We start from the raw sequence: 12245 nt of genomic DNA on the forward strand, positions 1-12245 counted from the left end.
AGGAGGTCACCCCGATGGAGGCACACACGGGCGACCGGCTGCTGACACACGGCAGGACCGTGGGACAGCACGACCGGGTCGCAGAGATCATCGAGGTGCTCGGCGACGGGGGCAGTCCCCCGTATCGTCTGCGCTTCGAGGACGGACACGAATCGATCAGGTCGCCGGGCCCCGACAGCGTCGTCCAGCACACGGCCCCTGGGGATCGGGACCGCTAGAGCGCGTGTGCGCCGGGGGCACGAGTGGCCCCGGCGCTCACGTCCGGGCGGCACGGTGCGGGTGGGCCGTGACGCGTGCCGGGAGGGGCGGTCAGCGGGGGGTGCGCGCCCGGGCCTGATAGTGGTCGGCCACCACCCGCGCCATGGCTCCGACGGGGTCCGCCTTCACCTGCTTCGCCGAGAAGTAGACGTGTCCACCCACCTCCGGGTGCCCGGAGGCGAAGTCGAGGTGCCGCGAGAGTTCGGCCGGGTCCTGCCAGGCGGCGGGCTGAGCCGGGTCTCCCGCCTTGTAGAGCGCCTCCCCGACGTACAGGCCGACACCGGTGCCCCGGACCGTCTCGGCCCACCACGGCAGCAGCTTCGCGTAGTCGGCGGCGGAGAAGCCGATGTGCCAGTAGATCTGCGGGCAGATGTAGTCGATCCAGCCCTCCTTCACCCACTTCCGGGTGTCCGCGTGGAGGTCGTCGTACGTCTGCACACCGGCCGCGGTGTCGGACCCCAGTGGATCGGTCCCGGCGTTGCGCCACACCGCGAAGGGGCTGATCCCGAAGCGGACGCCGCTCCGGACCTCCTTGATCCGCTCGGCCGTCTCACGGACCAGCCGGTCGGTGTTGTCGCGGCGCCAGGCCGCCTTGGTCGCGAAGTCCTCGCCGTAGCGCTCGTACGCAGCGTCGTCGCCGAAGACCTGGCCCGCCACCGGGTACGGGTAGAAGTAGTCGTCCCAGTGCACCGCGTCGACGGCGTAGCGGCTCACCGCGTCGAGCATCGCGTCCTGGACGAACTCCCTGACCTCGGGCAGACCGGGGTTGTAGTAGAGCTTCCCGCCGTACGGCAGCACCCATTCCGGGTGCTGCCGGGCGGGGTGGGAGGCGACGAGACGTGAGGGGTCCGTGTGGTTCGCGACCCGGTACGGGTTGAACCACGCGTGCAGTTCCAGCCCGCGGGCGTGCGCCTCGCGCACCGCCGTGCCCAGCGGGTCCCATCCCGGGTCCTTGCCCTGGACGCCGGTCAGACACTGGGCCCACGGCTCGTACGACGAGGGCCACAGGGCGTCGGCGCTCGGCCGGACCTGGAGGATTACGGCGTTCAGCCGCAGGGCGACCGCGCGGTCGAGATGGGCGATCAGCTCCGCCTCCTGGGCCGCGGCGCTCAGGCCCGCCTTCGAGGGCCAGTCCAGGTTGGCGACCGTGGCGATCCACACCCCGCGCAGTTCGCCCTGGTCGGCTCTGCGGCCCCGGTGACGACGACGGGTCTCCGGCCGGCGCGCGGCGACGGCGTCACCCGCTGTCATCAGGGCGGCCACCGTGCTCGCCGCTCCCATCACCAATGACCTCCGGCCCATACGACGCATCTGTTCACCTTTCGCTTCCCTGTTCCCGTTATGTCACGTCGACAGTGCGTGACACAGATCATGCCCGCGCCCGGACCTTCCGACCCGCGGCTCACCGGAACCGGATCGCGGAGTAACGTCGGGGGGTCGAGGCGGGCACCGGAATCAAACGGGAACTGCCGCACGAGGATCAGCGAAAGGCACGAGGTGACGGACTCTATGGCCGACATTGCACGCGTCGGAGTGGTGGGCTGTGGCCAAATGGGCGCAGGTATCGCGGAGGTGTGCGCCCGCAGCGGCCTCGAGGTCAAGGTGGCCGAGACCACCGGCGAGGCACTGGAGATAGGGCGTACCCGGCTGCACAACTCCCTGTCCAAGGCCGCCGAACGCGGCAAGATCACCGCGGAGGAGCGCGACGAGACGCTCGCCCGCCTCAGCTTCACCACCGACCTCGGTGAGTTCGCCGACCGTGACCTCGTGATCGAGGCCGTCGTGGAGAACGAGCAGGTCAAGACCGAGATCTTCCAGGTGCTCGATCAGGTGGTGACCCGGCCGGACGCGATCCTCGCCTCGAACACCTCCTCCATCCCTCTGGTGAAGCTGGCCGTGGCGACGTCCCGGCCGGACCAGGTCATCGGCATCCACTTCTTCAATCCGGCCCCGGTGCAGCGGCTCGTCGAGCTGATCCCGGCGCTGACGACGTCCGACGAGACCATAAAGCGTGCCGAGGCCGTCGTGCAGAACGTGCTGGACAAGCACGCGATCCGCGCCCAGGACCGCTCGGGCTTCGTCGTCAACGCCCTGCTGATCCCGTACCTGCTCTCGGCGATCCGCATGTTCGAGTCGGGCATCGCCAGCCGCGAGGACATCGACAACGGCATGGAGATGGGCTGCGCCCACCCGATGGGTCCGCTCAAGCTCGCCGACCTGATCGGCCTGGACACGGTGGCCTCGGTCGCGGACTCGATGTACGCGGAGTACAAGGAGCCGCTGTACGCCGCTCCCCCGCTGCTCCAGCGGATGGTGGACGCGGGCCGGCTCGGCCGCAAGACGGGCTCGGGCTTCTACCCGTACGACTGACGGCGCGACTGTGGGCCGTGAGCGGGCGGTTCAGCTCAGGGTCCACAGTTCTCCCCACCCCGCTGCTCGGCCGCAGCCGCCGCACTACTGCACGTCGCGGTCCTCCCACGCTCCGAATGTGACGCCGTCCTCGGTGACCCAGGCCTCTCGCCCGTTGATCGATGCCGTCCCCTGGACGACCGCCCCCGCAGCAGACGGGGAGGAGAAGACGACGTCCCTGGTCAGATGAGCGGTTCCATCGGCCCTGACAAGGATCGAGCCGTCTCCCAGAAGCTTGCGGTGTGACGTCTGCCTGGCCTTGTACTGCCGCACGGTGGACTCGCTGAGTCCACCCCGTTCCGGCATCGCAGGGCAGACGACCGAGCCCTCAAGGACCGTGAACTCCCCGTCGATCAGCTGCGCTCGAGCATCCACTCCGAGCTTCTTCCGCCTGAATCCGAACACGGGGGACGCTGCCGTGCGGACGCCGCCGCCGGCACCCGGCACAGGAGCAGGCCCTACGCCTGCGACAGCGGAACGGGTCTCGCGCCCGCGGAACATGTCGATGCCGAGGACAGGCAGCACCACCCGCAACTGGTCGATGAAGTACTCCATGTCCGAGGCATCGGCCTCGGGCAGCTCGGCTCCGCCGGTCGGTTCGTTGCCGTTGTCCAGTGGTATCCGGCCGATCGACTTGGCCAGCCGGATCAGGCGCGCTTCCAGGTAGCGCACATGGGCGCTGGTGAGGTTCGTGTCCTTGGAGGTGATGACCACGACCTCGGACCAGAAGTCCTTCTTCGCGTCGTGCTGGATCAGGCGGTTGGCCACGTCGTCGGACTGGCCGATGTAGGCAAGCCGGTCCCCAGGTGATTTCGGGTCGTCGCCGAACAGGATGTAGACGCCTGTGCGCCGGGCCTCCGGGCGGGTCCGGATCTCTCCCAGCTTCTCGCGTTTCCCTTTGAGCAGGTGCCCGGTCCAGTTCATGATCTCCGCGGTCATGAGTCCGCCGGCCGTCCCATCGATCAAGAAAAGACGCACCTGTTTGCCAACCATCGGGGCAGCCTACTGTCAGCCCTGCGGAATCTGCCATTCCAATAGGGCGTCAACTCGCCTCATCCCTGCCGAAGGCACCGACGGGACCAAGAGTCCCGGTCAGGGAATTTCAGGCATTTCGGTATCCCACCCAGAAGATGATGGCCGGCCTCCAATCCACTCGGGGCTGAATTGTTGCGTTCAAGTTGGCCAGGCACTTCAACTCCCCCAAGAAAGCCGAAGTCGCCCAGGAGTACATCGGACCGGCCGACCGGTGACGCATTCTCGCGCAGAAGTGGATCTCTGGAGAAGCGAATCCCTGGCGCTTTGGGCCGGAAATACGGGGCCCGGTTCCGGCAGGCCTTTTTACGGTGCCGAGTTCACAGATGGACGTTCCAGCCCCGGACCCCTGCCCCAGTGCATGGTCGACGCGGACCTGCTCGCCGCAGGGCGGGCTCGGGCCTCCACTCCTGCGGGTGAAGACCTCCCACTCACACTTGGATCGGGATGAACGGTCAGCGCAAGGAAGCCCGTGGTGCGGCGATGCCGCCGGCGCGCCTGATGGGTCCCGTGGCGCTCGACCCGGCCCGAATCGTGTTGTCGGCGCTCAGGATGCGCGGTGAAAGCGGTGGTGCAGGTCGCGCACCTGTTCCGCGAGGCCGGGAATCGGGCCCTCCACCACGAGGTCAGGGACGACATCCCGGATCGGCAGGGCCCGGACGGGAGGCGCGGGAACATCCAACTCGGCGAGCCAGGCAACCAGTTGCTCGGAGGAGCTCACGTACACGATGCGTCCCAGCCCGACCCAGCCATGCGCGGCGGCGCACATCGGGCAGTGCTCACCCGAGGTGAAGACGGTCGCCGCCGCCCGTTCCCCGGGGGGCATGTTCGCCGCGGCCCACCGCGCCAGCTCGAACTCCGGATGGCGGGTCCGGTCGCCCGAGGCGACACGGTTGTGGTCCTCGGCGAGGACGGTCCCGTCCGCGGCGACAAGCACGGAGCCGAACGGCTCGTCGCCCACTTCCAGCGCCTCGGTCGCCAGTTCCACGCAGCGGCGCAGATGCCGCAGGTCAGCGTCGGTCACCATGATGCCCCCAGCCCTTGTTCTCCAGCGGATGCTAGACCCTCGATCCGCTCGACGCATCCGAACTACTGGATGCGCATCACCCCGGCCCGGCCCGCAGCCGGCGTCGGACGACGGCGACAGCGGGTCACCGTGTCGGGTGGGGCCGGTCCGCCCGGCACGGAGACATGTGCTGTCAGCTCAGACGCATGTGATGGAGCATCAGCAGTCCGGCCGCCATGTTCGCCGCCGGTATCTCACCGCGCGCGACCATGTCCGGCACGAGCTTGAGCGGGACCCATTCGCGGCGCGAGGACTCGAAGCCGTCCGCAGGAGGACCGGTGTACGTCGCCTCCCCGGACCAGAAGAGATGATGCCGGGCGTCGACGAGGCCGTTGGCCGGTTCCACGGTCATGAGTGGGCGCAGCTCGCCGGGGCGCCAGCCGGTCTCCTCCTCCATCTCCCGCGCCGCCGCGGCGGCGATGTCCTCACCGTCCTCGACCACGCCGGCCGCGAGCTCCCAGCCCCAGCTGTCGGTGATGAACCGGTGCCGCCACAGGAGCAGGACCTCGTTGGCCTCATTGACGACCGTCGCCGCGGCGACGGCCCGGAGCCGGATGAGGAAGTGGTCCAGGTGCCGGCCGTCGGGGAGAACGACATCCGCCAGGTTGACCCGGAACCAGCGATTCTCGTACACGGTCTGTTCGTTCAAGTTCGTCCACTGCACAGTTCTGCCACCTTCCGACTGGTCGATGGCAATATCGGAGCAGGGTCCGCTTCGCTGGGGAACGCGTGAGCAGTCCTCGGGCGGGGCTCACAGAGGCACGCGCAGCGCCCCGTCGATGAGGCTTGCTGCCGCTCGGGCGTCGGTGCTGCCGCTCACGGCCAGATGCTCCCGTACGGAGCGCAGGCGTTCCCGGAGCCGCTGGGATTCCATGCCCCAAGCACGTTCCGCCATTTCCGAGGCCGTGCGGGCGGCTCTGTCGGCCTCTCCCTGAAGCAGTTCGAGATGGGTGAGCATGGCGAGCCGGTGCACGGTCCCGCGATCGTGCGCCGGGGAGCGTACGGCCACCGCCGCGTGCTCCCGGGCAGCGGGGAGATCCCCGAGACACAGCAGAGCCTCCGCCACCTGGACGTTGACGAGGCCCGGCTGCACATACCCCGTCTCGTCCGGTTCGCCGCCGCTCCGGATACGGCCGGCCTCGGCCTCGGCACGGCGGATGCACACCAGAGCGCTGCGGTGGTCACGGAGCCGGGCGTACGCCTTGGCCTGCATCGCGTGCAGATCGGCCGCCAGCGCCGGGGTGATGTGCGGGCCCGCCGCGCGCAGTGCGGCCTCGGCGAAGGCGACGGAGCGCCTGTATTCGGCCAGGTGCAGTGACTGGTTCACCAGCAGCGCGATCACGTATCCGCCGAGGCCCCGGTCCCCGCCGGCCTTGGCCAGGCGCAGGGCCTGGTGGAAGTAGCGCTGGGCGAGTCCGTGGGCGTCGGAGTCGTAGGCGCAGATCCCCGCGACTGCCACCAGCCCGGCGGCCGCGCGGTGGAGGCGGCGGCCCGTGGCGTCGCTGTACCCGCCGCGCAGCAGCGGCGCGGTCTCGGCGTTGAGGAAGCCGACGATGCGGGCCCTGGTCGCGATACCGCCCGCCTTGCGGTACATCTGCTCGTAGTGCGCGCGGGCCGCCCGGAGCATCACTATGTCCGCCATGCTCACGCGGGACGGGCCGGGGCGGGAGACATCGGCGTCCTCGGGTGGGTTCTCCCACTCCCAGACCGGCATCACGGCTGTCGTGCCCGTGACGGCGGGCGCGGCGGCGAGGTGCGGACGCTGCTGTTCGTCGGAACGCCACAGGGCGGTCGCGTGCTCGACGAACCCGGAGAGGCCGCCACCCTGGGCCGCGGCCGGGTGCATCCCGGAGATCCCCATGCCGATGTCGTCGAGCGTGACGGGCCGGTCCAGCCGACCCGCGAGGACCTCGCAGATCAGGTCGGGGACCTGCCCGCGCGGACGCTGGCCCTTGAGCCAGCGGCTGACAGCCGTGTGTTCGTAGCGCAGGCACAGCCCGCGGGCACGACCGGCCTGGTTGACATGACCGGCGAGCCCGGCGCGGGACACACCCGCCTCGTCGATCAGGGATTCGAGCAGGACGTTGGGCTCCATTGCCCCCCCATGTACGCGTCGCAATGAGCCTAGTGGAGCACGATTCACACGGGGTGTGAACGGAATGCCCGAACCGTCCTGCTGTGCGCTCTGCCGCGCCCGTGCGCCGCTCGCTTGAATGAGTGCCTCGCAAGAGGCGGCCGGGTCGTCGGCTCCCCCTCGTACAGTTCGACGACCTGCCCCGCGCCGTTCGTCCTGCCGGCCTGCCCGACACTCCGTGGCAGGGCGGGCGGCGCCGGACCGCACGACCCGCTGTCCCGATGGCAGCAGGCACGGGTGCGGTCCCAGGGCCGTCCGGCGAGACAGAAGGGGCGTATCCGTTCACCGGATACGCCCCTTCTCACCGCCTGTGCCGACTACGCGCCGCGCAGCACCGCACCGGTGCGCTGGGCGGCCAGGGCGACCGCGGTGTCGCGGGCGGCCGAGGCCTCCTCGACGGTCAGCGTCCGGTCCGCGGCACGGAACCGCAGCGCGTACGCCAGGGACTTCCTGCCCTCACCGATCTGCTCGCCGGTGAAGACGTCGAACAGCCGCAGCGATTCGAGGAGCTCACCGGCGCCGTCGCGCAGGGCCCTCTCGACCGCGTCGGCGGGGACGTCACCCGCGACGACGAGCGCGACGTCCTGGGTCGCCACCGGGAAGGTGGAGATCCGGGGAGCCTGGAGCGCGCCGTCGACGGCCTGCTCCAGGACGTCGAGCTCGACCTCCATGGCGCAGCTGCGCTCGGGCAGGTGGAGGTCCTTGATGACACGCGGGTGCAGTTCGCCCGCGTGTCCGAAGAGGGTCTCCTCGCCGTTCACCGTGACATACAGCGCGGCGCAGCGGCCCGGGTGCCACGGTGCGTGCCGGTCGGCGCGGACCGTGACCTCGACGCCCGCCTCTCGGGCGATGGCTCGCGCCGCCTCGACGGAGTCCGCCCAGTCGGCGGGGCGTCCCCTGCCCCACCAGCCGGCCTGCTCGCGGGCGCCCGCGAGGACGACGGCGGCGCGGCGCGGCTGGCGCGGGAGTGCCGCGTCCAGGCCGGCGATCTCCTCGTCGGTGGGACGGCGGTCGACGGGCAGCCGTTCGGCCTTGGTCTCCTCGCCGGTCAGTGGGGTCTCCCCTGCTCCGGCGAGGCCGGGAGCCTGGGGAATGAAGACCAGGCCTGTCTCGAAGAGCGCGAGGTCGTGGCTGCCGCGGCCGTCGTTGCGCCGCAGTGCGCCGAGCAGGCCCGGCAGCAGCGTGGTGCGCAGCGCGGGCTCCTCGTCGGAGAGCGGGTTGACGAGCTTCACCGTACGGCGGCGTGCGTCGTCCGCGTCCAGGCCGAGCTGGTCCAGGACGGCGTCGCCGATGAACGGGTAGCTGAGCGCCTCGACGTATCCGGCGCCGGCGAGTGCCCGGCCGATGCGCCGGTGCAGCCGCTGGCGGTCGGTGAGCCCACGGCCGGACGGCGGCGTCGGCAGGGTGGAGGGAAGGTTCTCGTACCCCTCCAGCCGGATGACCTCCTCGGCCAGGTCGTTCGGCGCGGCGAGGTCGGGGCGCCAGGAGGGCACCGTGACGATCAGCTCGTCCTGCCCGTAGACGTCGCAGCCGACCTGCTGGAGCCGGCGTACGACGGTCTCGCGGCCGTAGGAGACACCGGCCACCTTGTCCGGGTGGTCCGCGGGCATCGCGATGGTGTGGGGCGCGGACGGGGCGCTGAACTCGGTGACGCCCGCCTCCGCCGTGCCGCCCGCGAGGAGGACCAGCAGGTCGACCGTGCGCTGCGCGGCAGCGGCGGCGGCCTGCGGGTCGACGCCGCGCTCGAAGCGCCTGGACGCCTCGGAGGACAGCTTGTGCCGGCGTGCCGTCCGGGCGATCGAGATCGCGTCGAAGTGCGCGGCCTCGATGACGACCTCGGTGGTCCCGGCGTCCTCGGCCACATCGGCGATCTCGGTGTGGGCACCGCCCATGACGCCCGCGAGGCCGATCGGCCCGCGGTCGTCGGTGATGACCAGGTCCTGGGCGTCCAGGACGCGCTTGACACCGTCGAGCGTGACGAGCTTCTCGCCCTGCTCGGCGCGGCGCACCCCGATCGGCCCGTCGATCCGGGTGCGGTCGTAGGCGTGCAGCGGCTGGCCGAGCTCCAGCATCACGTAGTTGGTGATGTCGACGGCGAGCGAGACCGTGCGCATCCCGGCCTTCTGCAGCCTGCGCTGCATCCAGATCGGGGAACGGGCCTCGGGCCGCAGGCCGGTGACGGTACGCGCGGTGAAGTTGCCGCACCCGATCGGGTCGGACACCTTCACCGGGTAGCCGTACGCGTTGGGCGCGGGCACGTCCAGGAGCGCCGGGTCGCGCAGGGGCAGCCCGTACGCGACGGCGGTCTCACGGGCGACACCGCGCATCGAGAGGGCGTAGCCGCGGTCCGGGGTGACGGCGATGTCGAGGACCTCGTCGACGAGTTCCAGGAGCTCGATCGCGTCGGTGCCGGGCTCGTACTCGGGCGGCAGCACGATGATGCCGTGCGTGCCGTCGTCGCCCATGCCGAGCTCGTCGGTGGAGCAGATCATGCCGTGCGAGGTCTTGCCGTACGTCTTGCGCGCGGCGATCGCGAAGTCACCGGGCAGGACGGCGCCCGGGAGGACCACGACGACCTTGTCGCCGACGGAGAAGTTGCGTGCGCCGCAGACGATCTCCTGCGGTTCACCGGTGCCGTTGGCGGTGCCGACGTCGACCGTGCAGAAGCGGATGGGCTTCTTGAAGCCCTCCAGCTCCTCGATGGTCAGGACCTGTCCGACGGCCAGGGGGCCCTTGAGGCCGGCGCCGGTCTGCTCGACGGTCTCGACCTCGAGGCCCACGGCGACGAGCTTGGCCTGTACGTCACGGCCGGTCTCCGTCGCCGGCAGGTCGACGTACTCCCGCAGCCAGGAAAGCGGGACGCGCATCAGATCTCCATCCCGAACGGCCGGGTGAACCGGACGTCACCCTCGACCATGTCTCGCATGTCTTCGACGTTGTGGCGGAACATCAGCATCCGCTCGATGCCGAACCCGAAGGCGAATCCGCTGTACTTCTCGGGGTCGACACCGCAGGCGACGAGCACCTTGGGGTTGACCATGCCGCAGCCGCCGAGCTCGATCCAGCCCTCGCTGCCGCAGGTGCGGCAGGGGCGGTCGGGGTTGCCGACGGACTCGCCGCGGCAGACGTAGCAGACCATGTCCATCTCGGCGGACGGCTCGGTGAACGGGAAGAAGTTCGGCCGGAGCCGGGTCTTCATGTCCGGGCCGAAGAGCGCCTGGACCATGTGGTCCAGGGTGCCCTTGAGGTCGGCCATGGTGAGGCCCTCGTCGACGGCGAGCAGCTCGATCTGGTGGAAGACCGGGGTGTGCGTGGCGTCGAGCTCGTCGGTGCGGTAGACCCGGCCGGGGCAGACCACGTAGACGGGGGGCTTGCGGCTGAGCAGGGAGCGGGCCTGGACCGGCGAGGTGTGCGTACGCAGCACGATGCCGGACTCGTCACCCGTGGTGGGCTTCCCGTCGGGCGTCGTGCCCTGGACGAAGAAGGTGTCCTGCATCTGCCGGGCCGGGTGGTCGGGCACGAAGTTCAGGGCGTCGAAGTTGAACCACTCCGCCTCGGCCTCGGGGCCCTCGGCGATCTCGTAGCCCATGGCCACGAAGACGTCGGCGACGCGCTCCATGATGGTCGTCAGGGGGTGGCGCGCACCGGCCGGTGTGCGGTCGTACGGCAGGGTGACGTCCACCGCCTCCTCGACCAGCACCCGGGCGTCACGCTCGGCCTCCAGCTCGGTCTGGCGTGCGGCCAGAGCCTTGGAGACGGCGCCGCGGGCCTGGCCCACGCGCTTGCCCGCCTCGGCCTTGGCCTGCGGCGGCAGCGCGCCGATCTCGCGGTTGGCGAGCGACAGGGGCGAGGTACCACCGGTGTGCGCGGTCTTCGCCTGGGCGAGCGCGTCGAGGTCGCCCGCGGCGGCGAAGGCGGCGAACGCCTCGTCCCGCAGGCGCTCGATCTCTTCCGGTTTCAGTGCCTCGACCTCGACTGGGTCGTACGACTTGTTCGGTGCCGACATCTCTTCCCGTGCTTCCGATTGGCTGGTGGCGACCCTGGTTGGACGACTGAGGACGCAAAGGTGCCAAAAGCCGAGTCTACGGGCCGCCGGGGGGCGAAGAAGCCCGTGGGCCGCTCAGGCCAGGTAGGCCGGCGTGCTCACGGGCAGAATAAATCGGAATTCCGCGCCGCCACCGGGTGCGCGGTCGACCGTGATGGTGCCGCCGTGCGCCTCGACGATGCCCTTGACGATGTACAGGCCCAGGCCGGTCCCGCCGCGCTTGCTGCCCCGCCAGAAGCGGGTGAAGACGCGGCCCATCGACTCCTCGGGGATGCCGGGACCTTCGTCGCTCACGGTGACTGCCGTTCCGTTCTCGTCGCTCTTCGCCGGTGCGGGCGCAGGGGCGATCTCGATTGTGACGGTTCCCTCGCCGTGCCGCACCGCGTTTTCGAGAAGGTTGCCGAGCACCTGGTCGACCTTGTCGGGGTCGGCCCAGAGCGCGGGCAGCGGCTGCCGGGTGTGCACCAGGAAGCGGTCGGGCGCCTGGCCGGTCGCGATGAGCGCCTGGACGTGGCGTTCGACGGCCGCGGAGACGTCCACGGGCTGGCGGCGCAGCTCCAGCCGCCCGGAGTCGATCCGGGAGATGTCGAGCAGCTCGGCGATGAGCCGGGTGACACGGTTGGCGTCCGCGTCGACGGTCTCCAGCATCAGCCGCTTCTGGTCGTCGGTGAACCGCTCCCATTTGGCCAGCAGCGTGGCGGTGAAGCCCTTGACGGAGGTCAGCGGCGAGCGCAGCTCGTGGGCGACCGTGGCGATCAGCTCGGCGTGGCTGAGCTCGGTGCGCCGGCGCGCCTCGGTGCCGCGCAGCGACACGACGAGGCGGCGGACCGGCCCGGTCGGCGTCCCGCGTACGTACCGCGCGGAGACCAGGACCTCGCGGCCGCCGGGGAGCAGGAGATTGCGCTCGGGCTGGCCGACGCGGGTGGCGAGACCGCCGTACGGGTCGGTCAGGTCCCACCAGCGTCGTCCCTTGAGGTCCTCCAGCGGCAAGGCCTGGTCCAGCGAGAGGCCGAGCGCGGCGGCCCGGGGTGTGGCGGTGATCCTGGCAGCGGCCGCGTTGAAGCAGACGACCCTGCCGTTCTCGTCGGCGACGACGAGACCGTCGGGCAGATCGTCCGGGTCGATGCCCGTCGCGGGACCGAGGGCCGGGCTTCCTCCGGCCTCGTCGGGGAGGGCGCGCACGGCGGCCGTGTGTGTCGCTCGCGGCCCGCTCATGCCGACAGCCATCGTCCCGTATCCCACCTCTCGAACCGGCGCAGTGGGCCCCCGAGTTCGTCACCCTACTAGGCGTCAGCGGCAGG

10 protein-coding genes are annotated in these 12245 nt (G+C 70.6%); 2 read left to right on the forward strand and 8 right to left on the reverse strand.

Going from position 1 to position 12245, the window contains the following annotated elements:
* The first annotated feature begins 14 nt into the window (after positions 1-14).
* Positions 15-218 carry a DUF1918 domain-containing protein gene (locus ABZ441_RS06805; RefSeq protein WP_358969239.1) on the forward strand — a complete coding sequence of 68 codons (204 nt, stop codon included), beginning with the start codon at positions 15-17 and terminating at the stop codon, positions 216-218.
* 91 nt (positions 219-309) lie between these two features.
* Here the strand turns inward: ABZ441_RS06805 and ABZ441_RS06810 are convergent, their stop codons facing one another.
* Positions 310-1569: a family 10 glycosylhydrolase gene (locus ABZ441_RS06810; RefSeq protein ID WP_358969161.1), complete on the reverse strand. Its 1260-nt coding sequence runs from the start codon at positions 1567-1569 to the stop codon at positions 310-312.
* A 198-nt stretch (positions 1570-1767) separates the two neighbouring features.
* Between ABZ441_RS06810 and ABZ441_RS06815 the strand changes: the two genes are divergently transcribed.
* On the forward strand, positions 1768-2628 hold the full coding sequence (locus ABZ441_RS06815) for a 3-hydroxybutyryl-CoA dehydrogenase (RefSeq protein WP_356535318.1): 861 nt from the start codon (positions 1768-1770) through the stop codon (positions 2626-2628).
* 84 nt (positions 2629-2712) lie between these two features.
* Here ABZ441_RS06815 and ABZ441_RS06820 read toward each other — a convergent pair whose 3' ends face one another.
* The 7 genes from ABZ441_RS06820 to ABZ441_RS06850 all read right to left on the reverse strand — a co-directional run bounded on the left by ABZ441_RS06820 (position 2713) and on the right by ABZ441_RS06850 (position 12171).
* Positions 2713-3633 carry a GIY-YIG nuclease family protein gene (locus tag ABZ441_RS06820; protein ID WP_358969164.1) on the reverse strand — a complete coding sequence of 307 codons (921 nt, stop codon included), beginning with the start codon at positions 3631-3633 and terminating at the stop codon, positions 2713-2715.
* A 613-nt stretch (positions 3634-4246) separates the two neighbouring features.
* Positions 4247-4726, reverse strand: a complete 480-nt coding sequence (locus ABZ441_RS06825) for a nucleoside deaminase (RefSeq protein ID WP_358969166.1) — start codon at positions 4724-4726, stop codon at positions 4247-4249.
* 172 nt (positions 4727-4898) lie between these two features.
* Positions 4899-5429, reverse strand: coding sequence for an NUDIX domain-containing protein (locus ABZ441_RS06830; protein WP_358969168.1), 531 nt, complete (start codon positions 5427-5429; stop codon positions 4899-4901).
* A gap of 87 nt (positions 5430-5516) precedes the next feature.
* On the reverse strand, positions 5517-6860 hold the full coding sequence (locus tag ABZ441_RS06835) for a transcriptional regulator (protein ID WP_358969170.1): 1344 nt from the start codon (positions 6858-6860) through the stop codon (positions 5517-5519).
* Between the two features lie 356 nt (positions 6861-7216).
* Positions 7217-9766, reverse strand: coding sequence for a phenylalanine--tRNA ligase subunit beta (pheT, locus tag ABZ441_RS06840; RefSeq protein ID WP_358969172.1), 2550 nt, complete (start codon positions 9764-9766; stop codon positions 7217-7219).
* Positions 9766-10905, reverse strand: a complete 1140-nt coding sequence (pheS, locus tag ABZ441_RS06845; RefSeq protein ID WP_358969173.1) for a phenylalanine--tRNA ligase subunit alpha — start codon at positions 10903-10905, stop codon at positions 9766-9768. Before pheS ends, pheT begins: the two co-directional genes overlap by 1 nt.
* A 114-nt stretch (positions 10906-11019) precedes the next feature.
* A complete protein-coding gene (locus ABZ441_RS06850) occupies positions 11020-12171 on the reverse strand; it encodes an ATP-binding protein (protein WP_358969175.1) in 1152 nt (383 codons plus the stop codon).
* Positions 12172-12245 lie beyond the last annotated feature (74 nt).

Origin of the sequence: Streptomyces sp. NPDC005752 (assembly GCF_040630715.1) — a bacterium.
Lineage (GTDB): Bacteria > Actinomycetota > Actinomycetes > Streptomycetales > Streptomycetaceae > Streptomyces.

Bases quoted from the DNA above. Each gene is read 5' to 3' on its own strand.
- pheS (WP_358969173.1), bottom strand. From the start codon at position 10,905: ATGTCGGCACCGAACAAGTCGTACGACCCAGTCGAGGTCGAGGCACTG.
- pheT (WP_358969172.1), bottom strand. From the start codon at position 9,766: ATGCGCGTCCCGCTTTCCTGGCTGCGGGAGTACGTCGACCTGCCGGCG.
- ABZ441_RS06810 (WP_358969161.1), bottom strand. From the start codon at position 1,569: ATGCGTCGTATGGGCCGGAGGTCATTGGTGATGGGAGCGGCGAGCACG.
- ABZ441_RS06815 (WP_356535318.1), top strand. From the start codon at position 1,768: ATGGCCGACATTGCACGCGTCGGAGTGGTGGGCTGTGGCCAAATGGGC.
- ABZ441_RS06835 (WP_358969170.1), bottom strand. From the start codon at position 6,860: ATGGAGCCCAACGTCCTGCTCGAATCCCTGATCGACGAGGCGGGTGTG.
- ABZ441_RS06850 (WP_358969175.1), bottom strand. From the start codon at position 12,171: ATGGCTGTCGGCATGAGCGGGCCGCGAGCGACACACACGGCCGCCGTG.
- ABZ441_RS06805 (WP_358969239.1), top strand. From the start codon at position 15: ATGGAGGCACACACGGGCGACCGGCTGCTGACACACGGCAGGACCGTG.
- ABZ441_RS06825 (WP_358969166.1), bottom strand. From the start codon at position 4,726: ATGGTGACCGACGCTGACCTGCGGCATCTGCGCCGCTGCGTGGAACTG.